Consider the following 26520-nt stretch of genomic DNA (forward strand, 5'->3'; position numbering starts at 1 on the left):
TTAAACGACGCCGGCGCGCAGCATGTCATGCATATGTACCACACCCAGCAACTGGTCGCCATCGGCAACCAGCAGCGCGGTGATGTGGCGTTGTTGCATCAGGTTCAATGCATCGACCGCCAGAATATTGGGGCGCACCCGCACGCCGCCCGGCGTCATGACATCGGCGATCTTCGCCTCGTGCAGGTTGATGCCCATGTCGAACACCCGGCGCAGGTCGCCATCGGTGAAGATGCCGGCGATTTTCATCAGATCGTCGCAAATCACCGTCAGGCCCAGATTTTTTCGGGTAATTTCCAGCAGCGCGTCGCGCAACGAGGCGTCGGCGCTGACGTGGGGCATTTCGTCGCCGCTGTGCATGATATCGCTAACCCGCAGCAGCAGTTTGCGGCCGAGTGCGCCACCCGGATGCGACAGCGCGAAATCCTCCGGCGTGAAACCGCGCGCTTTCAGCAGCGCGACGGCCAGCGCATCGCCCATCACCAGCGTGGCGGTGGTGCTGGTGGTCGGTGCGAGCCCGAGCGGGCAGGCTTCCTGCGGCACCTTGATGCACAGGTGGATATCCGCCGCTTTGCCCATCGAGCTTTCCGGATTGTTAGTCATACAGATGAGGGTGATCTGCTGGCGTTTCAATACTGGGATCAGCGCCAGGATCTCGCTGGACTCGCCGGAGTTGGAGATGGCGAGCACGATGTCCTGCGGGGTGACCATGCCCAAATCGCCATGGCTGGCCTCCGCCGGGTGAACGAAGAATGAGGGGGTGCCGGTGCTGGCGAAGGTCGCGGCGATCTTGCAGCCGATATGGCCGGATTTGCCCATGCCCATCACCACCACTTTGCCGCCGCAGGCGGCGATCGTTTCGCAGGCGCGGGTGAAGTCTGCGTTGATGTAGCTGTCGAGCTGAGCCAGCCCTTCACGCTCTATCTGAAGCACTTCTTTGCCGGCCTGCTGAAAATCGAAGCCCGGTTGCAACTCAATGTTCGACATACTCATTCCCGTCGGTTTAGCCGAAAGTACTGAAAGGGTTAAAGAACAGCACCGCAAGATACGCAATAAAGCCGCATAATAACAGCGCGCCCGCCAGGTGGCCGATGCGGTGTTTGCGGCCGATGCACAGCACGCTCAGCAGCACGCTGGCCGCCAGCATCACCCAGTAATCGCGCTGGAAGGCGGCGGTGTCCACGCTACCCGGCGATAGCAGGGCGGGGACGCCCAGCACGATCACCGTGTTGAAAATATTGGAGCCGATGATATTACCAATCGCCATATCATCCTCGCCCTTCAGCGCCCCGGCGATGGAGGTGGCCAGTTCGGGCAGGCTGGTGCCGATGGCGATAATGGTCAACCCGACCACCAGTTCGCTCAGGCCGAAATAGTGCGCAATCACCGTCGCGTTATCGACCACCATCCTGGAAGAGAGCGGCAGAATGATAAACGCCAACACCAGCCACAGCACCGCCACGGTGTTGCTGCTGTCCTGCGGCAGCTCGGCGATCTGTTCCATGGTCAGGCTGTCGCTGCCCTCGCGCTGCGCCAGCCGGGCGATTTTCAGCATCAGCAGGATGAAGCCGGCGGCGGCGGCCAGCAGCAGCACGCCGTCCAGCCTGCTCAGGGTGCCGTCCATCAACACGAAACCGCACAATACTGTGACCGCTAACATCAGCGGCAGTTCGCGCCGCAGTATCTCGGAGCGCGCGGCCAGCGGGTGAATCAGCGCCGCCACGCCCAGGATCAATAAAATGTTGGTAATGTTGGAACCTAATACGTTGCCAACGGCCATATCTATCTGCCCGTTCAGCGCGGCAGTGGTGGACACGATCAGCTCCGGCAGCGAAGTGCCGATGCCGACGATGGTCATGCCGATGATCAACGGCGGGACGCCGAGCGAGCGGGAAATCACGGCAGCACCATAAACTAAGCGGTCTGCACCATACACCAGTAGAAATAAACCAACGATTAATAATGCTATCGCGAGAAACATGCAGGGTCCTTTGTCGGGTATTATCCCGGTTCGTTGGTTAAAGCCGTCAATGCGGCGGTATTGCTTGCCCTCCGTTGCGCGCGCTAGAGCTACAGCAACGGTTTTTCCCGGCTAATAGTTGAACAGTTTCGTTTTTTTTCGTTATGGCGCCAATTTTGACCGGGTGGCGCGGAAAAGTAAAACCAATGGCACCATTGGGCGCGAAATGGCAGTAAGTTTTTGTAAAGATGAGACGGATTGAGCCCATTGCTTTAACATCACGGGTAGATTCAGCAACAGATGAGTCGTAAAGGGTCCATTAACATGCTCCATAAGGCAGATAATTTGGTCGAAGTGCGCGACATGAGCTTCTCGCGCGGCGACCGGCGGATATTTGAAGACATCAACCTGACGGTGCCCCGAGGCAAGGTCACGGCAATCATGGGGCCATCGGGCATCGGCAAAACCACGCTGCTGCGCCTGATAGGCGGCCAGCTGACGCCGGACAGCGGGGAGATTTGGTTCGACGGCGACAACATTCCCGCGTTGTCCCGCCGTCAGTTATACGACGCGCGCAAAAAGATGAGCATGCTGTTCCAGTCGGGCGCGCTGTTCACCGATTTGACCGTATTCGAAAACGTGGCCTACCCGCTGCGCGAGCACAGCAACCTGCCTGAACCCCTGCTGCGCAGCACGGTGCTGATGAAGCTGGAGGCGGTAGGGCTGCGCGGTGCGGCCCAGCTGATGCCCAATGAGCTTTCTGGCGGCATGGCGCGTCGGGCGGCGTTGGCGCGCGCGATCGCGCTGGACCCTGATATGATCATGTTCGACGAACCCTTCGTCGGCCAGGATCCGATCACCATGGGGGTGCTGGTCAAGCTGATCGATGAGCTGAACCATGCGCTGGGCATTACCTGCATCGTGGTGTCGCACGACGTGCCGGAGGTGCTGAGCATCGCCGACTACGCCTACATCGTGGCCGATCACCGGGTGATCGCCGAAGGCACCACGCAGCAATTGCAGAACAATCCTGATGCGCGCGTGCGCCAGTTCCTGGATGGTATAGCGGATGGGCCGGTGCCGTTCCGCTACCCGGCCGGGGATTATCAGACCGAACTGCTAGGCTTAGGGAGTAAATAAGCTCATGTTATTAAGAGCGTTAGCGTCCTTGGGGCGCAGTGGCATCAACACCAGCGCCAGCTTCGGCCGCGCCGGGTTGATGCTGTTCAACGCGTTGATTGGCCGGCCGGAACCCGGCAAGCAGTGGCCGCTGTTGTTGAAACAGCTCTACAGCGTCGGCGTGCAGTCGCTGCTGATCATCATGGTCTCCGGGCTGTTCATCGGCATGGTGCTGGGCCTGCAGGGCTATATCGTGCTCACCACCTACAGCGCCGAGGCCAGCCTCGGCATGATGGTGGCGCTGTCGCTGCTGCGCGAACTGGGGCCGGTGGTGACGGCGCTGCTGTTCGCCGGCCGCGCCGGTTCCGCGCTCACGGCGGAAATCGGCCTGATGAAGGCGACGGAGCAGATCTCCAGCCTGGAAATGATGGCGGTCGATCCGCTGCGGCGCATCGTGGCGCCGCGCTTCTGGGCGGGGCTCATCAGCATGCCGCTGTTGACCATCATTTTCGTGGCGATCGGCATCTGGGGCGGCTCGGTGGTCGGCGTGGACTGGAAGGGCATCGACAGCGGCTTCTTCTGGTCGGCGATGCAGGGCGCCGTGGAGTGGAAAAAAGATCTGCTCAACTGCCTGATCAAAAGCGTGGTATTCGCCATTACCGTAACCTGGATTGCCATTTTCAACGGGTACGACGCCGTGCCTACCTCTGAAGGGATTAGCCGGGCGACGACGCGTACCGTGGTGCATTCGTCACTGGCGGTGTTGGGATTGGATTTCGTGCTGACAGCACTGATGTTTGGGAATTGATTCGATGCAAACGAAGAAGAGTGAAATCTGGGTTGGGGCATTTATGCTGATCGCGCTGTGCGCCATCGTGTTTATCTGCCTGCAGGTGGCGAACCTTAAATCGATCGGCAGCGAGCCGACCTACCGCATTTACGCGACGTTCGACAACATCGGCGGCCTGAAACCGCGTTCGCCGGTGAAGATCGGTGGCGTGGTGATCGGCCGCGTGGCGGACATCGAGCTCGATCCGAAAACCTACACGCCGCGCGTGGCGCTGGATATCCAGAAAAAGTACGACCAAATCCCGGATACCAGCTCGCTGGCGATCCGCACCTCCGGCCTGCTGGGCGAGCAATATCTGGCGCTTAACGTGGGCTTCGAAGATCCTGACATGGGCACCACCATTCTGAAAGACGGCGGCACCATCCAGGACACCAAGTCAGCCATGGTTCTGGAAGATCTGATCGGCCAGTTCCTGTATAAAAGCGGCGGTCAGGACAGCGCCAAATCGGGAGACGCGGCCGCTGAGCCGGCTGCCGGCGCCGCACCGCAACCCGCTGTTCCAAATCATTAAGAGAGGATACCTGCATGTTTAAACGTTTACTGATGGTGGCTCTGCTGGTGGTTGCACCGCTGGCGAGCGCAGCCGACCAAACCAATCCTTACAGCTTGATGCAAGACGCGGCGCAGAAGACCTTCAGCCGTTTGAAGAACGAACAGCCGAAGATCAAGCAGGACCCGAACTACCTGCGCTCCATCGTGCATCAGGAACTGATGCCGTTCGTGCAGGTGAAATACGCCGGCGCGCTGGTGCTGGGCCGTTACTACAAAGACGCGACGCCTGCGCAGCGCGAAGCCTACTTCACCGCCTTCCAGGCTTACCTGGAGCAGGCTTACGGCCAGGCGCTGGCGATGTACCACGGCCAGACTTACCAGATTGCGCCTGAACAGCCGCTGGGCAATGCCGACATCGTGGCCATTCGCGTCACCATCATCGACAACGGCGGCCGCCCGCCGGTGCGTCTGGATTTCCAATGGCGCAAGAACAGCAAAACCGGCTATTGGCAGGCGTATGACATGATCGCCGAAGGCGTCAGCATGATCACCACCAAGCAGAACGAGTGGGCGTCTACGCTGCGTACTCAGGGCATCGATGGCCTGACCAAACAGCTGCAGGCCGCCGCCGCGCAGCCTATTACGCTGGACAAGAAAAACTGATGTCGGCAGCGCTCAGCTTCGAATCACAGCAGCAGACGCTGATCCTGCGCGGTGAACTGGACCGGGAAACGCTGCAGCCGCTGTGGCGGCAGCGCGATGCGCTGATGGCGGATAAAACCGCGATCGACGTGGCGCAACTGGAGCGGGTGGACTCCGCCGGGCTGGCGCTGTTGCTGCATCTGCAGGAAGAGCAGCGCGAGCGCGGCGTAGCGCTAAAAATTTTCGGCGCCACCGAGCGCCTGAAAACGCTGATCGCGCTCTACAACCTGCAGGCGATAATGCCTGTCGATACCGCCGGTTAGCGGCGTTTTACGCCGCCCTTGCGTGGTAAAACGATACAAAGCCCCTGTTACGCAGGGGCTTTTTCTTTAGTTTAAGAAAACATCGTATTCCACTAAGATACTAGGCTGTTTATGATCCTTTAGCGGCAGAACTGGATACTATGGAAACCAACGAGATTAAAGACGTGCTGATGCAGGCATTGGCACTGGATGAAGTACATGTGACGGGCGACGGCAGCCATTTTCAGGCGATCGTGGTCGGTGAACTGTTCGCCGGTATGAGCCGCGTCAAAAAACAGCAGACGGTTTACGCACCGCTGATGGAATACATTGCGGACAACCGCATTCATGCCTTGTCTATCAAGGCGTACACCCCTGAAGAGTGGCAGCGAGACCGCAAACTCAACGGATTTTAAGGCTGTTTGCCCTGCCGGGCGGGCAGCTTCAGATTAGATAACAGAGAGTAGTCAGATGGATAAATTTCGTGTGCAGGGTCGGACTCGCCTGAGCGGTGAAGTGTCTATTTCCGGGGCCAAAAACGCCGCCCTGCCGATCCTGTTCGCCGCCCTGTTGGCGGAAGAGCCGGTCGAGCTGCAGAATGTCCCTAAGCTGAAGGACATCGACACCACCATTAAACTACTCAACCAGTTGGGTACCAAGATTGAGCGCAACGGTTCGGTCTTCGTGGACGCCAGCGGGGTGAACGAGTTCTGTGCCCCTTACGATCTGGTGAAAACCATGCGCGCATCCATCTGGGCGCTGGGGCCACTGGTGGCGCGCTTCGGCCGCGGCCAGGTTTCCCTGCCGGGCGGCTGCGCGATCGGCGCGCGTCCGGTCGATCTGCACATCACCGGCCTGGAGCAGTTGGGTGCCGAGATCAAGCTGGAAGAAGGTTACGTCAAGGCGTCCGTCGAGGGCCGCCTGAAGGGCGCGCACATCGTCATGGACAAGGTGAGCGTGGGCGCGACCGTGACCATCATGAGCGCCGCGACCCTGGCGACCGGCACCACCGTTATCGAGAACGCCGCGCGTGAGCCGGAAATTGTCGATACCGCCAACTTCCTCAACACGCTGGGCGCGAAGATCAGCGGCGCCGGCAGTGACAAAATCACCATCGAGGGCGTCGAGCGTCTTGGCGGCGGCGTGTACCGCGTGCTGCCTGACCGCATCGAGACCGGCACCTTCCTGATCGCCGCCGCGGTTTCCGGCGGCAAAGTGATGTGCCGCAACACCCGTCCGGACACGCTGGATGCGGTGCTGGCCAAGCTGCGCGAAGCCGGTGCCGATATCGAAGTGGGTGAAGACTGGATCAGCCTGGACATGCACGGCAAACGCCCGAAAGCGGTTACCGTGCGCACCGCGCCGCACCCGGGCTTCCCGACCGACATGCAGGCCCAGTTCAGCCTGCTGAACCTGGTGGCGGAAGGTACCGGCGTCATCACCGAGACCATCTTCGAAAACCGCTTCATGCACGTGCCGGAACTGATCCGCATGGGCGCGCACGCGGAAATCGAGAGCAACACCGTAATCTGCCACGGCGTTGAGCAGCTGTCCGGCGCTCAGGTGATGGCGACCGATCTGCGCGCTTCCGCCAGCCTGGTGATCGCCGGCTGCATCGCCGACGGCGTGACCGTCGTCGATCGCATCTACCACATCGATCGCGGCTATGAGCGTATTGAAGACAAGCTGCGCGCGCTGGGTGCGAACATCGAACGCGTGAAAGGCGAGTAAGTGATTAGCGCCGGCGCGGCTGCGTCGGCAGGATGAAAATCAAAGGGCCGGCTATCAATGCCGGCCCTTTTTTTAATTGCTGTCTTCCGGGAATTCACCCACCGTCATTTTCAACGTAATGCGCTTGCCGTCGCGCAGCACGATGACCGGTATCTCGGTGCCCGGTCTGATCTCCGCGACCTGGTCCATGGTCTCCAGCACGGATACCGCCGGTTTGTTATCCACGTTGATGATGATGTCGTTGATCTGGAAACCGGCGCTGCTCGCCGGGCCGTTCGGCGTAATTTCGGTCACGATGATGCCCTGCAGGCGATCGATGCCGGAATTGGAGGAACGCAGCGGAATGATCTCCTTGCCCTGAATGCCGAAATAGCCACGGATCACGCGGCCGTCGCGGATCAGCTTGTCCATGATTTTGGTGGCCAGTTCGATCGGAATGGCGAAGCCGAGGCCCTCCGGCGTTTCACCGTCGGTGATTTTGTCATAGGTCAGGGTGTTGATGCCGATCAGCTCGCCCAGCGAGTTGACCAGCGCGCCGCCGGAGTTGCCGCGGTTGATTGAAGCGTCGGTCTGCAGGAAAGTCTGTCGGCCGGTGGTGCTCATACTGATGCGCCCGGTGGCGCTGAGGATGCCCTGAGTGACGGTCTGCCCCAGGTTATACGGGTTGCCGATCGCCAACACCACGTCGCCGACGTGGGCAACGCGGTTTTTGTTGGTCGGGATCACCGGCAGGTTGCCGGGATCGATCTTCAGCACCGCCAAATCGGTCAGGCCGTCGGAGCCGACCAGCAGCGCTTCGTAGCGGCGGCCGTCCTGCAACACCACGGTGATCTGCTGGGCGTCTTTGATCACGTGGCGGTTGGTGATGATATAGCCGCGTTCGTTCATGATCACGCCGGAACCGAGCGACAGCACGTTGGCGGCGCCGTTCAGGTTGCGGTTGTAGATGTTCACCACGGCGGGCGCGGCGCGGCGCACCGCCTTGTTGTAGCTCACCGGCGTTTCGTCGCTGGTATTCTCGGTTTTCTCTGCAAACAGGCCGTTGGAAGAGCGCAGCATGGGCAGGGCAGCCAACAGCAGGCCGGCAACGATGAGACCGATAACGACAGAACGCAAGAGCTTAGCAAACATGGAGTTTTCGTGGTGTGGTGAACGATGTTCGGAGGATAGCATGAGTTAACCGGGCGCAGTATGTCACCGAGCCCGGTTTTTGCACAAATTAACGCAGCAGCAGATAAATGGTTTCGGTACCGCGCACGATATTGAGCGCCATCACCGGTGGTTTGGCTTCCAGCACCTTGCGCAGCGCGGTAATGCTGTCCACGCGCTGGCGGTTGACGCCGATGATCACGTCGCCTTTTTGCAGGCCGATTTGCGCCGCCGTCGAGCCTTTATCCACGTTCTCTACCTTCACGCCCTTGTCGCCGCTCGGCAGCGCACCGTTGCTGAGGGAAACGCCCTGCAGCGCCGGCGACAGCGTTTCGGCATTGGTCGAGGCGCTCTCGCTGTTGTCCAGCGTGACCGAGACTTCCTGCGGTTTGCCGTCGCGCAGCAGGCCCACTTTGAGGGTTTTGCCCGGCGCAGTGGTGCCGACCTTGGCGCGCAGCTCGGCGAAGCTGTTCACCGGCTTGCCGTCGACGGAAACCAGAATATCCCCGGCTTTGATGCCGGCCTTGGCGGCGGCGGATTTCGGCAGCACTTCGCTGACGAAGGCGCCGCGCTGCGCGTCGGTGTTGAAGGCTTTGGCCATGTCAGGGGTCATTTCGCTGCCCTTGATGCCGAGCAGGCCGCGTTTCACTTCGCCGAATTCGATCAGCTGCTGGCTCAGGTTCTGCGCCATATTGCTCGGAATGGCGAAACCGATGCCGACGTTGCCGCCGCTCGGCGCGAGAATGGCGGTATTGATGCCGATCAGCTCGCCGTTCAGGTTAACCAACGCGCCGCCGGAGTTGCCGCGGTTGATCGAGGCGTCGGTCTGAATGAAGTTTTCCAGCCCTTCCAGATTCAGGCCGGTGCGGCCCAGCGCCGAGATGATGCCTGAAGTGGCGGTTTGGCCCAGGCCAAACGGGTTGCCGACCGCCACAGCGAAGTCGCCGACGCGTAGCTGGTCGGAATCGGCCATCTTGATGGCGGTCAGGTTTTTGGTGTCGCTGAGCTGCAGCAGGGCGATGTCGGATTGCTCATCGCGGCCGACCAGCTTGGCGTCCAGTTCGCGCCCGTCGTTCAACTGTACGCGGATTTTATCGGCGTTGTTGATGACGTGATTGTTGGTCAGCACGTAGCCTTTGGCGGCGTCGATGATGACGCCGGAACCCAGCCCTTCAAACGGGCGGGAGCTCTGCTGTTGGCCGGGGAAATTGGGGCCGAAGAAGCGTCTGAACTCTTCCGGCAGCTGTTGACGCTGCACCTGGGTGCCTGCGACATGCACGCTCACTACGGCGGGCAAGACTTTTTCCAGCATCGGCGCCAGGCTCGGCAGCGGCTGCCCCTGAACGGCAACGGGCAGGGCCGCGTTGGCCACCGGTACGGCGCTGAACGCCAGGCCGAGGCTCATTGCCAATGCACTAAGAATTAAAGACTTTTTCTTCATTGATGATAACTCTCTCAATACCTGCCGATGAAAATTTGATGATAAGGCAATCACCTTGTCATAGTGAAGGGTAAGACCGTGAATTTGCGTGCAAAGTTCAGTAAAGGTAATGCGAAGGAAGGTCAATAAGGCACAAAGGGGGAATAAACCCGCGGGTGGCCCCGCGGGCGAAGAAGGAATATCAGTCGCGGCGTGCGCTTTGACCGCGCAGCAGGCCGGAGGCCCCTTCAGAATAGTCGCGCGGCATTTCCACCGGCGCCTGATCGTTGTCCGCTTCCGCTTCGGTCAGGCGATAGCGGAACGGGTTCTCCTGCATCGGCAGATCCGGCAGCAGGTTGTTGGAGCTTTTCGCCATATGCTGATACAGCTGGCGATAATCGCGAGCCATGTTGTCCAGCAGCTCGGCGCTGCGGGCGAAGTGGCCGACCAGCTCCTGGCGGTACTCTTCCAGCTCGGTTTTGCTCTTGTCCAGCTCGTTCTGCAGGACTTGTTGTTGACGTAATTTACGGTTGCCAAAACGCATCGCCACCGCTCCAATCACGATACCGACGACCAAACCAATCAGCGCATACTCCCAGGTCATGATGACTCCTATTTTGACTTCGTTGTTCCGCAGGGATTTTTCACTTAATAATATCCACTATAACCGTTAACCTTGTCCGAGTGGAATCCTGATGCGCTTCCACCCAGTGTTTACAGGGTTTTCAACGGCGCCCGCAGCGGGCATTTGTGGCGATAACGGTGCGAATCGGCATCAACTTGCCGCCAACGTTGGCTAAATAATTTCTAAGCGTTCTTAGGGAACATCGAACAGATGCAGGCACTATCACCGTTATCTCGCTACCAGCAGGCGCTGGACGCGGGGGAATATCAGGCCGATGAGGTTCAACGCCGGGCCGTCGCTCAACTGGATCGCATTTATCAGGCTCTGCTGCAAAAGCCCGCGGCGAGCGCGCCTGCGGGCGGGCTGCGCGGCAAGCTCAGCCGTTTGTTGGGCAAGGGCGGCGAAACGGCGCCGCAGCGTCCGGTGCAGGGGCTGTATATGTGGGGCGGCGTCGGGCGCGGCAAAACCTGGCTGATGGACATGTTTTTTCACAGCCTGCCGGGCGATCGCAAAATGCGTCTGCACTTCCACCGCTTCATGCTGCGGGTGCATGAAGAGCTGACCGAACTGCAAGGGCGGGAAAATCCGCTGGAAATCGTCGCTGACGGCTTCAAGGCTGAGACCGATGTGTTGTGCTTCGACGAATTCTTCGTGTCCGACATCACTGACGCCATGCTGCTGGCCACGCTGCTGCAGGCGCTGTTCGCCCGCGGCATCACGCTGGTGGCCACGTCGAACATCCCGCCGGACGATCTGTACCGCAACGGCCTGCAGCGGGCGCGTTTCCTGCCGGCAATCGATCTGATCAATGAGTACTGCGACGTGATGAACGTCGATGCCGGCATCGACTATCGTCTGCGCACCCTGACCCAGGCGCACCTCTACCTGACGCCGCTGAACGACCAGACGCGCGCGACCCTGGATCGGATGTTCGTCAAGCTGGCGGGCAAGGCGGGGGAGGACGCGCCGGTGCTGCAGATCAACCATCGGCCGCTGCAGGCGATCCGTTCGGTGGACGGCGTGCTGGCGGTGGATTTCCACACGCTGTGCGAAGAGGCGCGCAGCCAGCTGGACTACATTGCGCTGTCGCGGCTATATCACAGCGTGATCCTGTATAATGTGCAGGTGATGGGGCCGCTGAAAGAGAATACCGCGCGCCGCTTCCTGGCGCTGGTGGACGAATTCTACGAGCGACACGTCAAGCTGGTGATCGGCGCCGAGGCGTCGATGTTCGAGATCTACCAGGGGGAGAGGCTGAAGTTCGAGTACCAGCGCTGCCTGTCGCGCCTGCAGGAAATGCAGAGCGAAGAGTACCTCAAGCTGCCGCATCTGCCCTGAGTCCGCCGGGCCTATCGCCGGTTGCCTGCCGCCGGCGATAAATTTATTTTCCATTCAAAAACCGTTCGATCTTTGTGAGCGACTTCTCTATAATCTTGCGACCCCACGTTACAACAAAGTTTTTTTTCCCAAAAACTTTATAGTGCCGGCAATGGCTATTCGAAGGGGTAGGTTTGCTGGACTTGTATGGTCGTGTGAGCCTCAACTGTTTTCGAGCGTTTGGGTGTTCACCAACGTGTAACTAATTATTGGGTAAGCTTTCTAATGAAAACTTTTACAGCTAAACCAGAAACCGTAAAACGCGACTGGTACGTTGTTGATGCAGATGGTAAAACTTTAGGCCGTCTCGCTACTGAACTGGCTCGTCGCCTGCGCGGCAAGCATAAAGCGGAATACACCCCGCACGTGGATACCGGTGATTACATCATCGTTCTGAACGCTGACAAAGTTGCTGTAACCGGCAACAAGCGTACAGACAAAGTGTACTACCACCACACCGGCCACATCGGTGGTATCAAGCAAGCGACCTTTGAAGAGATGATTGCCCGCCGTCCTGAGCGCGTGATTGAAATCGCGGTTAAAGGCATGCTGCCAAAGGGCCCGCTGGGTCGTGCTATGTTCCGTAAACTGAAAGTTTACGCGGGCACCGAGCACAATCACGCGGCACAGCAACCGCAAGTTCTGGACATTTAATCGGGATTAATGGCAATGGCTGAAAATCAATACTACGGCACTGGTCGCCGCAAAAGCTCCGCCGCTCGCGTCTTCATCAAGCCGGGCAACGGTAACATCGTTATCAACCAGCGCAGCCTGGAACAGTACTTCGGTCGCGAAACTGCCCGCATGGTAGTTCGTCAGCCGCTGGAGCTGGTCGACATGGTTGGCAAACTGGACCTGTACATCACCGTTAAAGGTGGTGGTATCTCCGGTCAAGCTGGCGCTATCCGTCACGGTATCACCCGTGCACTGATGGAGTACGATGAGACTCTGCGTTCTGAACTGCGTAAAGCTGGCTTCGTCACCCGTGACGCTCGTCAGGTTGAACGTAAGAAAGTCGGCCTGCGTAAAGCACGTCGTCGTCCGCAGTTCTCCAAGCGTTAATTTTCGCTGCTTCGGCAGTGCGATTTACGCAAAAAACCCGGTGCTTCACCGGGTTTTTTTATGCCTGAAATCCGCCGTCCCCGACTAAAATCTGTGGCAGATCAGACAATTCAACATGAATTCACCGCACCGTCCCCACAAAACAAGCAAAATCTGGTAAACTATCACCCACTTTTGCGCCTGTTCGCCGTGCAGTTGACCTCCTGGGCCGGTTTTTCATGGGCTCGGGTCGCGCTGCGTGCTGCCGGCCTGCGGCAAGATTATTCAGGATAGCAGCCTGTCAGTTGGCTATTCGCAGTATTTTCTAGATAACTTGGAGGTTTTCATGGCTGTCGCTGCCAACAAACGTTCGGTAATGACGCTGTTCTCTGGCCCGACCGACATTTTTAGCCATCAAGTACGTATCGTACTGGCGGAGAAAGGTGTCAGCGTCGAGATCGAGCAGGTCGAAATGGATAACCTGCCGCAAGATCTGATTGACCTCAACCCTTACCAGACGGTGCCTACGCTGGTCGATCGCGAACTGACCCTGTATGAATCCCGCATCATCATGGAATATCTGGATGAGCGTTTCCCACACCCGCCGCTGATGCCGGTTTACCCGGTTGCCCGTGGCGAGAGCCGTCTGATGATGCTGCGCATCGAGAAGAACTGGTACTCGCTGATGGACAAGATCGAGAAGAGCAGCGGTCAGGAAGCGGAGTCCGCCCGTCGCCAACTGCGCGAGGAGCTGCTGGCGATCGCACCGATCTTCGGCCAGGCGCCGTATTTCATGAGCGAAGAGTTCAGCCTGGTGGATTGCTATCTGGCGCCGCTGTTGTGGCGTCTGCCGCAGCTGGGCATTGAATTGAGCGGTGCCGGCTCCAAAGAGCTGAAAGGCTACATGACCCGCGTCTTCGAACGCGACGCTTTCCTGGCTTCCCTGACCGAAGCCGAGCGTGAAATGCGCCTGCAAACCCGGGGCTAAGCGCGATGGACATGTCTCAGATGACGCCGCGTCGCCCGTATCTGCTGCGGGCGTTCTATGACTGGCTGCTGGATAACCAGCTGACGCCGCACCTGGTGGTCGATGTGACTCGCCCGGACGTGCAGGTGCCGATGGAGTTCGCGCGTGACGGCCAGATCGTGCTGAATATCGCGCCGCGCGCGGTAGGCAACCTGGCGTTGGGCAACGAAGACGTGCAGTTCAACGCGCGCTTCGGCGGCGTGCCGCGTCAGGTTTCGGTGCCGATGGCCGCCGTGCTGGCGATCTATGCGCGTGAAAACGGCGCCGGCACGATGTTCGAACCGGAAGCCGCCTACGACGAGAGCGAAGGCGTGTTCGAAGGCCTGGACAATGAGACGATCCCTTCGGAAACCCTGATGTCGGTGATCGACGGCGATCGCCCGGATACCGCGGAAGACAACGGCCCGGACGACGAGCCGCCGCAGCCGCCGCGCGGTGGCCGCCCGGCGCTGCGCGTGGTGAAGTAATCCCGCGCGAACAAACGAAAAAGCACCCTATGGGGTGCTTTTTTTTGCCCGGCAGAAGCGGATCAGCCTTTCAAGGCGGCAATGCAGGCATCGCGCGGTGCGCTGAGATCGCCTACGCGCACGGTGGACAAGGCGCGGGTTGCGCGCTGGCGGAAACTGGTGATGGCGGTGTCGCCTTGCACTTCCGGCGGCGCGGTGCAAATGTCATTGAGCGGCAGATCGTTGCCTTTGTTGAGCGCCTGCAACACCGCCGCCGGATTGTAAATCAGGGCGGCGGAGAGCGCCGATTTGATGCCGGCGGTGAAGCCGGCATTGCCGCCGCCGGCCAGCTTGGGCGCCAGGGCAATCCAGCTGTCGTCCCCCAGCCGGATGCTGTTTTCCACGGCGCTGAACTGCCCGGCCTTGCCCAACTGTGCCACGACCGGCCGCGCGCCGCGCGCTTCGATATTGTAACCGACCTCCTGCGAATCCAGCGCCATGGCTGAAGCGCTGAAACTGACGGCCAGCAGTGCGCCGGCCAACAGGGAAATGGAGCATTTCATGTTCGCTATCCTTATCTCGGTGTCAGGCGCAGCCGCGCCCCGCAATGGTGCTAACTCAATACTATAGCGCGTTGAGGCGGTGAGGTGAGGGGAGGTTGTTACAAAGCGTGGCAGGCTAAAAACAGAGGCCCGGCAATGTGCCGGGCCTCTGGCGGTACGGAAGGTTTACACTTCCAGGTAGTTCATGATGCCGTCTGCCGCCTTGCGGCCTTCGGCGATCGCCGTCACCACCAGGTCGGAACCGCGCACCGCGTCGCCGCCGGCGAAGATTTTCGGGTTACTGGTCTGGAACGCGTTGTCGCTGCCTTCCGGCGCCAGGATGCGGCCCTGTTTATCGAGCTGCACGTCGTGCGCCGCCAGCCAGTCCATACGGTGTGGGCGGAAGCCGAATGCCATCACCACCGCGTCGGCGTCGATCACGTGTTCAGAACCCGGCACCTGCTCCGCCGCCTGACGGCCGTTGGCATCCGGTGCGCCCAGCTGGGTGCGTACCATCTTCACCCCGGCCACGCGGCCGGCGCTGTTCAGCTCGATGCTCAGCGGCTGCAGGTTAAACTGGAAATCTACCCCTTCTTCCCGGGCGTTCTTCACTTCGCGCTTGGAACCCGGCATGTTGGCTTCGTCGCGGCGGTAGGCGCAGGTGACCTGCGTCGCGCCCTGGCGCACCGAGGTACGCACGCAGTCCATGGCGGTATCGCCGCCGCCCAGCACCACCACGCGCTTGCCTTCCATGCTGACGTAAGGCTCGTGCTGCTCGGTTTCATAGCCCATCAGCTGCTTGGTGTTGGCGATCAGGAACGGCAGCGCATCGTACACGCCCTGCGCTTCCTCGTTCTCCAGGCCACCGCGCATCGACTGATAGGTGCCGACGCCGAGGAATACCGCATCGTACTCGCTCAGCAAGGTCTCCATGCTGATGTCTTTGCCCACTTCGGTGTTCAGCTGGAACTCGATGCCCATCTCACTGAAGATGCTGCGGCGTTTGACCATCACTTCCTTTTCCAGCTTGAAGGCCGGGATGCCGAAGGTCAGCAGGCCGCCGATCTCCGGATGACGGTCATATACCACCGCCTTGACGCCGTTGCGGGTCAATACGTCGGCGCAGGCCAGCCCGGCAGGGCCGGCACCGACGATCGCCACGCGCTTGCCGGTCGGCTGCACGTGCGACATGTCCGGCTTCCAGCCCATTTCGATGGCCTTATCGCTGATGTAGCGTTCGATATTGCCGATGGTGACCGCACCGAACTCGTCGTTCAGGGTGCAGGAGCCTTCGCACAGGCGATCCTGCGGGCACACGCGGCCGCACACTTCCGGCAGGCTGTTGGTCTGATGCGCCAGGTCCGCCGCTTCCATGATGCGGCCTTCGTTGGCCAGCTTCAGCCAGTTCGGGATGTAGTTGTGCACCGGGCACTTCCACTCGCAATACGGGTTGCCGCAGGACAGACAGCGGTCCGCCTGGGCCTTGGCCTGGGTTTCCGAAAACGGTTCGTAGATCTCGACGAACTCGATTTTGCGGATCTTCAGCGGTTTCTTTGGCGGATCAACACGCTGCAGGTCGATAAATTGGTAAACGTTCTGGCTCATTAATGACCTACCTCTTACTGCGCCTGCACCCGCAGCTCGGCTGCGGAACGGCTACGGTGACCCAACAGCGCTTTGACATCGCTGGACTTCGGTTTGACCAGGGCGAACTTCGGTGCCCACTCCGGCCAGTTGGCCAGGATCTCTTCCGCGCGGGAAGAGCCGGTCGCCTGCACGTGTTCGGTGATCAGGCCGCGCAGGTGCTCCTCATGGATCGCCAGCTGATCGACATCCAGCACTTCCACCAGCTCCGGGTTCACGCGCTTGCGGAACTCGCCGTCTTCGTCCAGCACGTAGGCGAAACCGCCGGTCATGCCCGCACCGAAGTTGATGCCGGTTTTACCCAGCACGCAGACGATGCCGCCGGTCATGTATTCGCAGCCGTTGTCGCCGATGCCTTCCACCACGGTGATGGCGCCGGAGTTGCGCACCGCGAAGCGTTCGCCCGCGCGGCCGGCGGCGAACAGCTTGCCGCCGGTAGCGCCGTACAGGCAGGTGTTGCCGACGATGCTGGCTTCATGGCTGCGGAAGGCGGAGCCGATCGGCGGACGCACCGCGATGCTGCCGCCGGCCATGCCTTTGCCGACATAGTCATTGGCATCGCCGGTCAGGGTCAGCTCGACGCCGCCGGCGTTCCAGACGCCGAAGCTCTGCCCGGCGGTGCCGGAGAAGTGCGCCTTGATCGGATCGGCCGCCATGCCCTGATCGCCGTGCACGTCGGCGATAGCGCCGGACAGCATGGCGCCCACGGAGCGGTCGGTGTTGCGAATGTCGAAGTAGAAGGTTTTACCCTGCTTCGCTTCGATGTACGGTTGCGCCTGCGCCAGCAGTTCTTTGTTCAGCAGGCCCTTGTCGAACGCCGGGTTGCTGCTTTCGGTGCAGTACACCGATTTACCCGGATGCGGCGTGGCGGTTTTCAGCAGCGGCGACAGATCCAGCTTGTTCTGCTTGGCAGAGATGCCGTCCAGCTCGGTCAGGAACTCGGTGCGGCCGATCAGATCCACCAGTTGACTCACGCCCAGCTGCGCCATGATCTCGCGGGTTTCACGCGCGATAAACTGGAAGTAATTCGTCACGCGTTCCGGCAGGCCGTGGTAGTGATCGCGGCGCAGCTTGTCGTCCTGAGTCGCGACGCCGGTCGCGCAGTTGTTGAGGTGGCAGATGCGCAGGTATTTACAGCCCAGCGCCACCATCGGCCCGGTGCCGAAGCCGAAGCTTTCCGCGCCCAGGATCGCCGCTTTGACGATGTCCACGCCGGTTTTCAGGCCGCCGTCCACCTGCAGGCGGATCTTGTGGCGTAGGCCGTTGGCCACCAGCGCCTGCTGGGTTTCCACCAGGCCTAGCTCCCACGGACAGCCGGCGTATTTCACCGAGGACAGCGGGCTGGCGCCGGTGCCGCCGTCGTAACCGGCGATGGTGATGAGATCGGCATAGGCCTTCGCCACGCCAGTGGCGATGGTGCCGACGCCCGGTTCGGACACCAGTTTCACCGAGATCACCGCCTTCGGGTTGACCTGCTTCAGGTCGAAGATCAGCTGCGCCAGATCTTCGATCGAGTAGATGTCGTGGTGCGGCGGCGGAGAGATCAGGGTCACGCCCGGCACCGAGTAACGCAGTCTGGCGATGTACGGAGTGACTTTGTCGCCCGGCAGCTGGCCGCCTTCGCCCGGCTTGGCGCCCTGCGCCACCTTAATCTGGATCACGTCGGCGTTCACCAGGTAGGCCGGCGTCACGCCGAAGCGGCCGGAAGCCACCTGTTTGATGCGCGACACCTTGTTGGTGCGGTAGCGCGCCGGATCTTCGCCGCCTTCGCCGGAGTTGGAGAAGCCGCCGAGGCCGTTCATGGCGATCGCCAGCGACTCGTGCGCTTCCGGGCTCAGTGCGCCGATCGACATCGCCGCGGTGTCGAAGCGTTTGAACAGCGACTCCGCCGGTTCAACCTGATCGACCGGGATCGGTTCGCCTTTCGGCGTGATGGCCAGCAGATCGCGCAGCATGGCGACCGGCCGCTCGTTCACCAGCTTGGCGTAGGCCTGATAGTCACTGTATTCCCCGCTGTGCACCGCTTTTTGCAGCGAGTTCACCACGTCCGGGTTGTAGGCGTGGTATTCGCCGCCGTGCACGAACTTCAGCAGGCCGCCTTGCTCCAGCGGCTTGCGTTTCAGCCAGGCGCGCTTGGAAAGGTTCTGCAGATCCTGCTGGAAATCGCTGAAGCTGGCGCCGCCGATGCGGCTGACCACGCCCTGGAAGCACAGATCCGCCAGATCGCGGTGCAGGCCGACCGCTTCGAACAGCTTGGAGCAGCGGTAAGAGGCGATGGTCGAGATGCCCATTTTGGACATGATCTTGTACAGGCCTTTGTTGATGCCGTTGCGGTAGTTCAGCATCACGTCGCGGTATTTCTTGTCGATCGCCTGGCTGTCCACCAGCTTGGCCAGGGTTTCATAGGCCAGGTACGGGTAGATGGCGGTCGCGCCGAAGCCGAGCAGCACGGCGAAGTGGTGCGGATCGCGGGCGCTGGCGGTTTCAACGATCAGGTTGGCGTCGCAGCGCAGGCTTTTCTCCACCAGGCGGGTTTGCACGGCGCCCACCGCCATCGGAGCCGGTACCGGCAGGCGGCCGGGCGCGATGGCGCGGTCGGACAGCACCAACAGCACCGCACCTTCGCGCACCTTGCGTTCCGCTTCGTCGCACAGGGCGCGAATGGTCTGCTCCAGATCCTGCTGCTGCGGATCGAAGGTCAGATCGAGGGTCTCGGCGCGATAGTATTCGCCTTCCAGCGTGGTGAGCTGTTTGAAATCGGAGTACAGCAGGATCGGCGATTTGAAGCTCAGGCGGTGCGCCTGGCCTTCGGCTTCGCAGAACACGTTCATTTCACGGCCGATGCTGGTGGCCAGCGACATGACGTGCGCTTCGCGCAGCGGATCGATCGGCGGGTTGGTGACCTGCGCGAACTGCTGGCGGAAATAGTCGTAAACGATGCGCGGCCGGCTGGAGAGCACGGCGAACGGGGTATCGTCGCCCATCGAGCCGGTGGCTTCCTGGCCAATCTCGCCCAGCACGCGGATCACCTGATCCAGCTCTTCGCTGCTGTAGCCGAACTGTTTCTGGTAGGTTTCGAGCTGCGCGTCGTCGAGCTCGCGGCTGCCGACCTGATCGTCCGGCAGATCTTCGAACGGCACCAGACGTTTGACGTTTTTCTCCATCCACTCTTTATACGGATGGCGGCTTTTCAGATCGTTGTCGGTTTCCGCCGAGTGCAGGATGCGGCCGCTGCGGGTGTCGATCACCATCAGCTCGCCGGGGCCGACGCGGCCTTTTTCCACCACTTCGTCCGGCTGGTAATCCCAGATGCCGACTTCGGAGGCGCAGGTGATCAGCTTGTCTTTGGTGATCACATAGCGCGCCGGGCGCAGGCCGTTGCGATCGAGGTTACAGGCGGCGTAGCGGCCGTCGGACATCACGATGCCGGCCGGGCCGTCCCACGGCTCCATGTGCATCGAGTTGAAGTCGAAGAAGGCGCGCAGATCGCCGTCCATGTCCGGGTTGTTCTGCCAGGCCGGCGGCACTAGCAAACGCATGGCGCGAATGAGATCCATCCCGCCCGCCAGCAGCAGCTCCAGCATGTTGTCCAGCGAGCTGGAGTCGGAGCCGGTTTCGTTGACGAACGGCGCGGCGGCCTGCAGATCCGGGATCAGCGGCGTTTGGAATTTGTAGGTACGGGCACGCGCCCACTGGCGGTTGCCGGTGATGGTGTTGATTTCGCCGTTGTGCGCCAGGTAGCGGAACGGCTGCGCCAGCGGCCAGCGCGGCACGGTGTTGGTGGAGAAGCGCTGGTGGAACAGGCAAATGGCCGACTCCAGGCGCAGGTCCGCCAGATCGAGATAGAAGCGCGGCAGATCCGCAGGCATGCACAGGCCTTTATAGATCGTCACCAGGTTGGAGAAGCTGCAGACGTAGAAGCTGTTGTCCTGCACGCGTTTCTCGATGCGGCGGCGCGCCACGAACAGGCGGCGCTCCATATCGCGCGGGCGCCAGCCGGCCGGGGCGTTAACGAAGATTTGCTCGATGCGCGGCAGGGAGGAGAGGGCGATTTCACCCAGCACGTCCGGGTTGGTCGGCACTTCACGCCAGCCGACGATCGACAGCGTTTCGTTTTGCAGCTCTTCTTCCACGATGCGGCGGCTGAGGCGCGCTTCCTCTTCATTCTGGCTGAGGAACATCATGCCGACGGCGTAGTTCTTGGCCAAACGCCAGCCGCGCTCTTCCGCCACCATGCGGAAGAAGCGATCGGGTTTTTGCAGCAACAGGCCGCAGCCGTCGCCGGTCTTGCCGTCGGCCAGGATTGCGCCGCGGTGTTGCATGCGGGCCAGCGCGTGAATGGCGGTGCGAACCACCTTGTGGCTAGGTTCGCCTTCTATGTGGGCGATCAGGCCGAAACCACAGTTGTCCCTCTCTTGGGATTTATCGTACAACATATCAGTGAACCTCCCCAGGCTCTGCGTGACTCTCACAACCTACTGCGAGGGGGCTTCCCAATTTCAGGCAGAAGTCCAATCAGCAAGTTAACCCCGCTAATCTGCTTTTCCGCCCTCCATCAATGGCCTCTCGTGACGGTCTCACAAGTGGTATAGGACTTGTTTTAAGAGGGAGTCTTCAATTACTGCATAAATATGACGAGACGTTTGCCCGTCCAGAAAGCTTCCAGCGGACTTCCAACTTAGCGAGAAAGAATTCGCAGGTCAAATGTGGGCTTAAGATAGATTCTTATCGAATTGATGATGTTTATTTATTTGAAAAATAAGTATTTTAATGTGTTTTTGCACTATCGTGGGGCAACGCCGATCCCCACAGAAGTGTGAGCTGTCTCACTATAGTGCAACCCCTTAATCTCTGCACCATGCTAGTGCGGGGGTTAATGGCAGAATTTTATTCTATAAGATATTTCTTTGTTGATGTTTGTCACTGTTTTTCACCGCATTGTCATATTGCCGTTAACGGTTGCGCGACGATTAGAATAATTCATCAGAATTATAGTGAATTGATTTGCATTTATGATGAATAGTTATGCCTGGTGGCGCCTTGCGGGGAAAGCGTTGATCTCTGTCATCGCGGGAAAAGCCGTTTCTTATTAGCATCGCGGCTTTGAACACAGAGAATCACCAAGATTATGCAGTTGCCGCAATTAGTCAATATGTTTGGCGCAGATCTCCAGCGCCGCTATGGCGAAAAGATCCATAAACTCACGCTGCACGGCGGATTCAGCTGCCCTAACCGCGACGGCACGTTGGGGCGCGGCGGCTGTACGTTTTGCAACGTCGCTTCGTTTGCCGATGAGGCGATGCAGCGGCAAAGTATCGCCGAACAGCTGGCGCAGCAGGCCGCGCGGGTCAACCGGGCGCGGCGCTATCTGGCCTATTTCCAGGCCTATACCAGCACCTATGCGGAGGTCGAATTGTTGGCGTCGATGTATCGGCAGGCGTTGGCGCAGAGTGAGATGGTCGGCCTGTGCGTCGGCACCCGGCCGGACTGCGTGCCGCCCGCCGCATTGGATCTGCTGACGGGGTATCGCGAGGAGGGTTATGAAGTGTGGCTGGAGCTGGGGCTGCAGACGGCGCACGATAAAACGCTCAAACGCATCAACCGCGGCCATGATTTCCGCTGCTATCAGCAGACCGCGCAACGGGCCCGGCAGCGCGGGCTGAAGGTGTGCTGCCATCTGATCGTCGGGCTGCCGGGAGAAACCCAGCGCGATCATCTGCTCACGCTGCAGCGGGTGGTGGAGTCCGGCGTGGATGGCATTAAGCTGCATCCGCTGCACGTCGTGACCGGCAGTACCCTGGCCCGCGCGTGGCGAGCCGGGCGTTTGCCCGAACTGGCGCTGGAGGACTACGCCGTCAGCGCCGGGGAGATGATCCGCCACACGCCTGGCGAGGTGGTGTATCACCGCCTGTCCGCCAGCGCCCGTCGGCCCACGCTGCTGGCGCCGCTGTGGTGCGAAAACCGCTGGAGCGGCATGCAGGCGGTGGGCGCTTATCTGCAGCAATACGGCGGGCAGGGCAGCGCGCTGGATGAAAAGCGGCGCTACCGCCCTGGAATGCCGCTCTGAAGTGCAATCTTTGCCACACTTCGGCGTTTGCCGCCTTATCTCACCGCTGTTTTACGGTATGATTCAAAAGATTGTGTCTGATGGGAGCCGCTATGAAGCAAATCCGGGTGTTGGCCCAGTACTACGTCGATTTAATGGTGAAACTGGGGTTGGTGCGCTTCTCGCTGCTGCTGGCCTCGGCGCTGGTGGTGCTGGCGATGGTGGTGCAGATGGCGGTGACCATGTTGCTGCGCGGCGAAGTGGAAAGCATCGACGTGGTGCGTTCGATCTTCTTCGGCCTGTTGATCACCCCGTGGGCGGTCTACTTCCTCTCGGTGGTGGTGGAGCAGCTGGAGGAGTCGCGCCAGCGGCTGGCGCGGCTGGTGGACAAGCTGGAGGAAATGCGCCACCGCGATCTGGAGCTCAATCAGCAGCTTAAGGACAATATCAGCCAGCTGAACCAGGAGATCGCTGACCGTATCAAGGCGGAAGAAGAGCGCCTGCAGGTGATGGACAAGCTGACGGAAGAGATGGAACAGCGTGAACTGGCGCAGATTGAGCTGGGCCAGCAATCGGCGCTGCTGCGTTCCTTCCTCGATGCCTCGCCGGATCTGGTCTACTACCGCAACGAAGACAAAGAATTTTCCGGCTGCAACCGCGCGATGGAGCTGCTGACCGGCAAGAGCGAGAAGCAGCTGATCGGCCTGACGCCGTTCGACGTCTACGGCCAGGAGATCGCCGAAAAGGTCATTGAGACCGACGAGAAGGTGTTCCGCCACAACGTCTCGCTGACCTACGAACAGTGGCTGGTGTATCCCGATGGCCGCAAGGCCTGTTTCGAGCTGCGCAAGGTCCCGTTTTATGACCGGGTGGGCAAACGCCACGGGCTGATGGGCTTCGGCCGCGATATTACCGAGCGTAAGCGCTACCAGGACGCGCTGGAGAACGCCAGCAGGGAGAAGACCACCTTTATCTCCACGATCAGCCACGAGCTGCGTACGCCGCTTAACGGCATCGTTGGCCTGAGCCGTATCCTGCTCGATACCGAGCTGAACGACGAGCAGCTGAAATACCTGAAGACCATTCACGTCAGCGCCATCACCCTCGGCAATATCTTCAACGACATTATCGAAATGGATAAGCTCGAGCGGCGCAAGGTGCAGCTCGACAACCAGCCGGTGGACTTCACCGGCTTCCTGGCAGATCTGGAGAACCTCTCCGGCCTGTTGGCGCAGCCGAAAGGGCTGCAGTTCATCATGGAGCCGCAGACGCCGCTGCCGCAGCAGATCGTGACCGACGGTACGCGCCTGCGGCAGATTTTGTGGAACCTGATCGGCAACGCGGTGAAATTCACCCAGCAGGGGCAAATCGTGGTGCGCGTGCGGCGTGAGGCGCAGGAGAAGCTGGTGTTCGAGGTGGAAGACTCGGGCATGGGCATCCCGCAGGACGAGCAGGACAAGATCTTCGCCATGTATTACCAGGTGAAAGATCAGCGCGGCGGCCGCCCGGCCACCGGCACCGGCATCGGGCTGGCGGTCTCCAAGCGACTGGCGCAGAGCATGGGCGGCGACATCACCGTGCGCAGCGAACAGGGGCACGGTTCTTGCTTCACTCTGACCATCCAGGCGCCGGCGGTGCAGGAAGCCGCCAGCGCGGCGCTGGAGGAAGAGGAACTGCCGTTGCCGGCGCTGCACATCCTGCTGGTGGAGGATATCGAGCTGAACGTGATCGTGGCGCGCTCGGTGCTGGAGAAACTGGGCAACAGCGTCGAGGTGGCGATGAACGGCCACGACGCGCTGGCGATGTTCGATCCGGACGAGTTCGATCTGGTGCTGCTGGACATCCAGCTGCCGGACATGACCGGGCTGGACATCGCCCGGGTGCTGCGCGAACGCTACGCCGGGCAGGCGCTGCCGCCGCTGGTGGCCCTGACCGCTAACGTGCTGAAAGACAAAAAAGAGTACCTCGAGGCGGGCATGGACGATGTGCTGAGCAAGCCGCTGTCGGTGCCGGCATTAACCCAGGTCATCAAACACTATTGGGATCATCAACCTTCTCACACTTCAAAGAAAACGGAGCACAAGGCGATGCAGATTAATGAGTCGTTACTCGATACCGCGATGCTGGAACAGTACATGGACCTGGTTGGCCCGCAGCTGATCCACCAAAGCCTGGAGATGTTTGAACAGATGATGCCGGGCTATCTGGCGGTGCTGGACTCCAACATGACGGCGCGCGATCAGAAAGGCATCACCGAAGAAGGGCACAAGATCAAAGGCGCCGCCGGTTCGGTCGGTCTGCGTCACCTGCAGCAGCTGGCGCAACAGATTCAAACGCCGACGCTGCCGGCCTGGTGGGATAACGTGCAGGATTGGGTGGATGAGTTGAAACAAGAGTGGCGCAACGACGTGCAGGTACTGCGGGCTTGGGTTGAGAACGCTGAAAAAAAATGACCCCGACCTAAGCCGGGGTGCGCGAATATTGCGCCAACACCAGGGAAATTGTGAACCTGCGTATTGGTTTCAGTGTTCTGGTCGAGCAGGTTGTAGCGAATTCCTAAACATCATACAGCCAACAACATAGCAAATGTAAGCGCTCTTGTTAGAAGATTCATTAAAATGTGTGATGTAGATTAGTGTTTGTCAACTCCGAGCACGAACCAGTTGACAGCAGCGACAGGAGTAAGAGTGATGAAAAAGGTGGGGGTCGTCCTCAGCGGCAGCGGTGTTTATGACGGTACGGAGATCCATGAAGCGGTGCTGACGCTGCTGGCGTTGGACCGTGCCGGCGCGCAGGCGGTGTGCTTTGCGCCCGATAAACCACAATGCCATGTTATTAATCACTTATCAGGTGAGGAGATGGCGGAGTCGCGCAATGTTCTGATTGAGTCGGCGCGCATTGCCCGCGGCGCGGTGCAGCCGCTGGCGCTGGCGGAGGCCGCGCAGCTGGATGCGCTGATCGTGCCCGGCGGCTTCGGCGCCGCCAAGAACCTCAGCAATTTCGCCGAAGCCGGCGCGGAATGTTGGGTCGATGAGGATTTGGCGCGTCTGACGCGCGAGATGCATAAGGCCGGCAAACCAATTGGCCTGATGTGCATCGCGCCGGCGCTGTTGCCGAAACTGCTGGATCAACAAGCGCGGCTGACCATTGGCAACGATCCGGACCTGGGAGAAGTGATTGACGCCATGGGCGGCGAGCCGGTGATTTGTCCGGTAGACGATATCGTGGTGGACAGCGAACACAAAGTCGTGACCACGCCGGCCTATATGCTGGCGCCGTCGATCGCGCAGGCGGCCCTCGGCATCGATAAGCTGGTGGCGCGGGTGCTGGAACTGGCTGAATGAGAAAATCGCTCGGCGGATGGCGGCGACTGCGCCCAGGGTATTGGCTGAAGCGCGGGGTCATCGCGATTCTCGGCCTGTGGGGGTTGGGCATTGTGCTCTTTGCCTTTCTGCCGGTGCCGTTTTCCGCCGTGATGGTGGAGCGGCAAGTCAGCGCCTGGCTGAGCGGCGACTTCGGCTACGTCGCCCATTCGGATTGGGTGTCGATGGACGACATCTCGCCGCAGATGGCGCTGGCGGTGATGGCGGCGGAGGATCAGAAGTTTCCAGACCATTGGGGCTTCGATGTGTCGGCCATTGAAAAGGCGCTCAGCCACAACGAGAAGCGCCCGACGCGCATCCGCGGCGCGTCCACGCTGTCGCAGCAAACCGCCAAGAACCTGTTTCTGTGGGATGGCCGCAGCTGGCTACGCAAAGGGCTGGAGGCCGGCTTGACGTCGGGCATCGAGCTGGTGTGGACCAAGCGGCGCATTCTGACGGTGTATCTGAACATCGTCGAGTTCGGCGACGGGGTGTTTGGCGTTGAAGAGGCTTCACAACGCTTTTTCCATAAGCCGGCCAAACGGCTAAGCGCGGCGGAAGCGGCGCTGTTGGCGGCGGTATTGCCGAATCCGCATCGCTTTAGGGCCGATGCGCCTTCCGGCTATGTGATACAGCGACAGCAGTGGATCATGCGCCAGATGCGGCAGCTGGGTGGGGAAGATTTCCTGAAAGAAAACAAGCTGGATTAACCAAGCGATACCCTGCTTTCGGGCAAGGTATCTCT

24 protein-coding genes are annotated in these 26520 nt (G+C 60.3%); 16 read left to right on the forward strand and 8 right to left on the reverse strand.

What is annotated here, in order from left to right; genetic code table 11:
• The gene (gene kdsD, locus AWX27_RS20290) at nt 1–987 is read right to left on the reverse strand and encodes an arabinose-5-phosphate isomerase KdsD (protein ID WP_038879650.1); all 987 of its coding nucleotides are present in this window, start codon (nt 985–987) and stop codon (nt 1–3) included.
• A 16-nt stretch (nt 988–1003) separates the two neighbouring features.
• Entirely contained in the window at nt 1004–1981 is a 978-nt protein-coding gene (locus tag AWX27_RS20295; protein WP_004937053.1) for a calcium/sodium antiporter, read from the reverse strand.
• A 303-nt stretch (nt 1982–2284) separates the two neighbouring features.
• On the opposite strand from AWX27_RS20295, the gene mlaF reads away from it, so the two are divergent.
• From mlaF to murA, 7 genes are all read left to right on the forward strand, one after another.
• On the forward strand, nt 2285–3100 hold the full coding sequence (gene mlaF / locus AWX27_RS20300; RefSeq protein ID WP_060424665.1) for a phospholipid ABC transporter ATP-binding protein MlaF: 816 nt from the start codon (nt 2285–2287) through the stop codon (nt 3098–3100).
• A gap of 4 nt (nt 3101–3104) precedes the next feature.
• Nucleotides 3105–3887 (forward strand): lipid asymmetry maintenance ABC transporter permease subunit MlaE, encoded by a 783-nt coding sequence (gene mlaE, locus AWX27_RS20305; protein WP_004937059.1) that lies wholly within the window; start codon nt 3105–3107, stop codon nt 3885–3887.
• Nucleotides 3888–3891: 4 nt separating this feature from the next.
• On the forward strand, nt 3892–4440 hold the full coding sequence (gene mlaD / locus AWX27_RS20310; protein ID WP_060424667.1) for an outer membrane lipid asymmetry maintenance protein MlaD: 549 nt from the start codon (nt 3892–3894) through the stop codon (nt 4438–4440).
• A gap of 14 nt (nt 4441–4454) precedes the next feature.
• The gene (gene mlaC / locus AWX27_RS20315) at nt 4455–5084 is read left to right on the forward strand and encodes a phospholipid-binding protein MlaC (protein ID WP_060424669.1); all 630 of its coding nucleotides are present in this window, start codon (nt 4455–4457) and stop codon (nt 5082–5084) included.
• Nucleotides 5084–5386 carry a lipid asymmetry maintenance protein MlaB gene (gene mlaB / locus AWX27_RS20320; RefSeq protein ID WP_060424671.1) on the forward strand — a complete coding sequence of 101 codons (303 nt, stop codon included), beginning with the start codon at nt 5084–5086 and terminating at the stop codon, nt 5384–5386. Before mlaC ends, mlaB begins: the two co-directional genes overlap by 1 nt.
• A gap of 140 nt (nt 5387–5526) precedes the next feature.
• Nucleotides 5527–5781 (forward strand): BolA family iron metabolism protein IbaG, encoded by a 255-nt coding sequence (ibaG, locus tag AWX27_RS20325; protein WP_004937066.1) that lies wholly within the window; start codon nt 5527–5529, stop codon nt 5779–5781.
• Nucleotides 5782–5836: 55 nt separating this feature from the next.
• Nucleotides 5837–7096: a UDP-N-acetylglucosamine 1-carboxyvinyltransferase gene (gene murA, locus AWX27_RS20330; RefSeq protein WP_004937068.1), complete on the forward strand. Its 1260-nt coding sequence runs from the start codon at nt 5837–5839 to the stop codon at nt 7094–7096.
• 72 nt (nt 7097–7168) lie between these two features.
• Here the strand turns inward: murA and degS are convergent, their stop codons facing one another.
• The 3 genes from degS to zapG form a co-directional block, all read right to left on the reverse strand.
• Nucleotides 7169–8227 carry an outer membrane-stress sensor serine endopeptidase DegS gene (gene degS / locus AWX27_RS20335; RefSeq protein WP_019453130.1) on the reverse strand — a complete coding sequence of 353 codons (1059 nt, stop codon included), beginning with the start codon at nt 8225–8227 and terminating at the stop codon, nt 7169–7171.
• Nucleotides 8228–8315: 88 nt separating this feature from the next.
• The gene (gene degQ, locus AWX27_RS20340; RefSeq protein WP_060424673.1) at nt 8316–9686 is read right to left on the reverse strand and encodes a serine endoprotease DegQ; all 1371 of its coding nucleotides are present in this window, start codon (nt 9684–9686) and stop codon (nt 8316–8318) included.
• Between the two features lie 181 nt (nt 9687–9867).
• On the reverse strand, nt 9868–10269 hold the full coding sequence (gene zapG / locus AWX27_RS20345) for a Z-ring associated protein ZapG (protein ID WP_004937074.1): 402 nt from the start codon (nt 10267–10269) through the stop codon (nt 9868–9870).
• A 231-nt stretch (nt 10270–10500) separates the two neighbouring features.
• Between zapG and zapE the strand changes: the two genes are divergently transcribed.
• The 5 genes from zapE (at nt 10501) to sspB (ending at nt 14202) form a co-directional block, all read left to right on the forward strand.
• The gene (gene zapE / locus AWX27_RS20350; RefSeq protein WP_060424675.1) at nt 10501–11628 is read left to right on the forward strand and encodes a cell division protein ZapE; all 1128 of its coding nucleotides are present in this window, start codon (nt 10501–10503) and stop codon (nt 11626–11628) included.
• A gap of 264 nt (nt 11629–11892) precedes the next feature.
• Nucleotides 11893–12321 (forward strand): 50S ribosomal protein L13, encoded by a 429-nt coding sequence (gene rplM / locus AWX27_RS20355; protein ID WP_004937079.1) that lies wholly within the window; start codon nt 11893–11895, stop codon nt 12319–12321.
• Between the two features lie 15 nt (nt 12322–12336).
• Nucleotides 12337–12729 (forward strand): 30S ribosomal protein S9, encoded by a 393-nt coding sequence (rpsI, locus tag AWX27_RS20360; protein WP_004937080.1) that lies wholly within the window; start codon nt 12337–12339, stop codon nt 12727–12729.
• A gap of 325 nt (nt 12730–13054) precedes the next feature.
• Nucleotides 13055–13696, forward strand: coding sequence for a stringent starvation protein SspA (gene sspA, locus AWX27_RS20365; RefSeq protein ID WP_004937082.1), 642 nt, complete (start codon nt 13055–13057; stop codon nt 13694–13696).
• A 5-nt stretch (nt 13697–13701) separates the two neighbouring features.
• Nucleotides 13702–14202, forward strand: coding sequence for a ClpXP protease specificity-enhancing factor (gene sspB, locus AWX27_RS20370; RefSeq protein WP_004937084.1), 501 nt, complete (start codon nt 13702–13704; stop codon nt 14200–14202).
• Between the two features lie 62 nt (nt 14203–14264).
• Here the strand turns inward: sspB and AWX27_RS20375 are convergent, their stop codons facing one another.
• The 3 genes from AWX27_RS20375 to gltB form a co-directional block, all read right to left on the reverse strand.
• On the reverse strand, nt 14265–14744 hold the full coding sequence (locus tag AWX27_RS20375; protein WP_049198519.1) for a hypothetical protein: 480 nt from the start codon (nt 14742–14744) through the stop codon (nt 14265–14267).
• A 165-nt stretch (nt 14745–14909) separates the two neighbouring features.
• The gene (locus AWX27_RS20380) at nt 14910–16328 is read right to left on the reverse strand and encodes a glutamate synthase small subunit (protein WP_048234903.1); all 1419 of its coding nucleotides are present in this window, start codon (nt 16326–16328) and stop codon (nt 14910–14912) included.
• Nucleotides 16329–16342: 14 nt separating this feature from the next.
• The gene (gltB, locus tag AWX27_RS20385; protein WP_060424677.1) at nt 16343–20803 is read right to left on the reverse strand and encodes a glutamate synthase large subunit; all 4461 of its coding nucleotides are present in this window, start codon (nt 20801–20803) and stop codon (nt 16343–16345) included.
• A gap of 692 nt (nt 20804–21495) precedes the next feature.
• Here gltB and AWX27_RS20390 point away from each other — a divergent pair.
• The 4 genes from AWX27_RS20390 (at nt 21496) to mtgA (ending at nt 26485) form a co-directional block, all read left to right on the forward strand.
• Nucleotides 21496–22434 carry a tRNA modification radical SAM protein MnmL/YtqA gene (locus AWX27_RS20390; RefSeq protein WP_060424679.1) on the forward strand — a complete coding sequence of 313 codons (939 nt, stop codon included), beginning with the start codon at nt 21496–21498 and terminating at the stop codon, nt 22432–22434.
• 92 nt (nt 22435–22526) lie between these two features.
• The gene (gene arcB, locus AWX27_RS20395) at nt 22527–24866 is read left to right on the forward strand and encodes an aerobic respiration two-component sensor histidine kinase ArcB (RefSeq protein ID WP_060424681.1); all 2340 of its coding nucleotides are present in this window, start codon (nt 22527–22529) and stop codon (nt 24864–24866) included.
• 237 nt (nt 24867–25103) lie between these two features.
• The gene (gene elbB, locus AWX27_RS20400; protein ID WP_060424683.1) at nt 25104–25757 is read left to right on the forward strand and encodes an isoprenoid biosynthesis glyoxalase ElbB; all 654 of its coding nucleotides are present in this window, start codon (nt 25104–25106) and stop codon (nt 25755–25757) included.
• Nucleotides 25754–26485, forward strand: a complete 732-nt coding sequence (gene mtgA, locus AWX27_RS20405) for a monofunctional biosynthetic peptidoglycan transglycosylase (protein WP_060424685.1) — start codon at nt 25754–25756, stop codon at nt 26483–26485. Before elbB ends, mtgA begins: the two co-directional genes overlap by 4 nt.
• Nucleotides 26486–26520 lie beyond the last annotated feature (35 nt).

It is taken from the genome of Serratia sp. 2880STDY5682894 (assembly GCF_001537385.1).
Lineage (GTDB): Bacteria > Pseudomonadota > Gammaproteobacteria > Enterobacterales > Enterobacteriaceae > Serratia > Serratia nevei.

Excerpts from the sequence above, each read along its gene's own strand:
- kdsD (WP_038879650.1), bottom strand. The coding sequence starts at position 987 with ATGTCGAACATTGAGTTGCAACCGGGCTTCGATTTTCAGCAGGCCGGC.
- AWX27_RS20295 (WP_004937053.1), bottom strand. The coding sequence starts at position 1,981 with ATGTTTCTCGCGATAGCATTATTAATCGTTGGTTTATTTCTACTGGTG.
- mlaF (WP_060424665.1), top strand. The coding sequence starts at position 2,285 with ATGCTCCATAAGGCAGATAATTTGGTCGAAGTGCGCGACATGAGCTTC.
- mlaE (WP_004937059.1), top strand. The coding sequence starts at position 3,105 with ATGTTATTAAGAGCGTTAGCGTCCTTGGGGCGCAGTGGCATCAACACC.
- mlaD (WP_060424667.1), top strand. The coding sequence starts at position 3,892 with ATGCAAACGAAGAAGAGTGAAATCTGGGTTGGGGCATTTATGCTGATC.
- mlaC (WP_060424669.1), top strand. The coding sequence starts at position 4,455 with ATGTTTAAACGTTTACTGATGGTGGCTCTGCTGGTGGTTGCACCGCTG.
- mlaB (WP_060424671.1), top strand. The coding sequence starts at position 5,084 with ATGTCGGCAGCGCTCAGCTTCGAATCACAGCAGCAGACGCTGATCCTG.
- ibaG (WP_004937066.1), top strand. The coding sequence starts at position 5,527 with ATGGAAACCAACGAGATTAAAGACGTGCTGATGCAGGCATTGGCACTG.
- murA (WP_004937068.1), top strand. The coding sequence starts at position 5,837 with ATGGATAAATTTCGTGTGCAGGGTCGGACTCGCCTGAGCGGTGAAGTG.
- degS (WP_019453130.1), bottom strand. The coding sequence starts at position 8,227 with ATGTTTGCTAAGCTCTTGCGTTCTGTCGTTATCGGTCTCATCGTTGCC.
- degQ (WP_060424673.1), bottom strand. The coding sequence starts at position 9,686 with ATGAAGAAAAAGTCTTTAATTCTTAGTGCATTGGCAATGAGCCTCGGC.
- zapG (WP_004937074.1), bottom strand. The coding sequence starts at position 10,269 with ATGACCTGGGAGTATGCGCTGATTGGTTTGGTCGTCGGTATCGTGATT.
- zapE (WP_060424675.1), top strand. The coding sequence starts at position 10,501 with ATGCAGGCACTATCACCGTTATCTCGCTACCAGCAGGCGCTGGACGCG.
- rplM (WP_004937079.1), top strand. The coding sequence starts at position 11,893 with ATGAAAACTTTTACAGCTAAACCAGAAACCGTAAAACGCGACTGGTAC.
- rpsI (WP_004937080.1), top strand. The coding sequence starts at position 12,337 with ATGGCTGAAAATCAATACTACGGCACTGGTCGCCGCAAAAGCTCCGCC.
- sspA (WP_004937082.1), top strand. The coding sequence starts at position 13,055 with ATGGCTGTCGCTGCCAACAAACGTTCGGTAATGACGCTGTTCTCTGGC.
- sspB (WP_004937084.1), top strand. The coding sequence starts at position 13,702 with ATGGACATGTCTCAGATGACGCCGCGTCGCCCGTATCTGCTGCGGGCG.
- AWX27_RS20375 (WP_049198519.1), bottom strand. The coding sequence starts at position 14,744 with ATGAAATGCTCCATTTCCCTGTTGGCCGGCGCACTGCTGGCCGTCAGT.
- AWX27_RS20380 (WP_048234903.1), bottom strand. The coding sequence starts at position 16,328 with ATGAGCCAGAACGTTTACCAATTTATCGACCTGCAGCGTGTTGATCCG.
- gltB (WP_060424677.1), bottom strand. The coding sequence starts at position 20,803 with ATGTTGTACGATAAATCCCAAGAGAGGGACAACTGTGGTTTCGGCCTG.
- AWX27_RS20390 (WP_060424679.1), top strand. The coding sequence starts at position 21,496 with ATGCAGTTGCCGCAATTAGTCAATATGTTTGGCGCAGATCTCCAGCGC.
- arcB (WP_060424681.1), top strand. The coding sequence starts at position 22,527 with ATGAAGCAAATCCGGGTGTTGGCCCAGTACTACGTCGATTTAATGGTG.
- elbB (WP_060424683.1), top strand. The coding sequence starts at position 25,104 with ATGAAAAAGGTGGGGGTCGTCCTCAGCGGCAGCGGTGTTTATGACGGT.
- mtgA (WP_060424685.1), top strand. The coding sequence starts at position 25,754 with ATGAGAAAATCGCTCGGCGGATGGCGGCGACTGCGCCCAGGGTATTGG.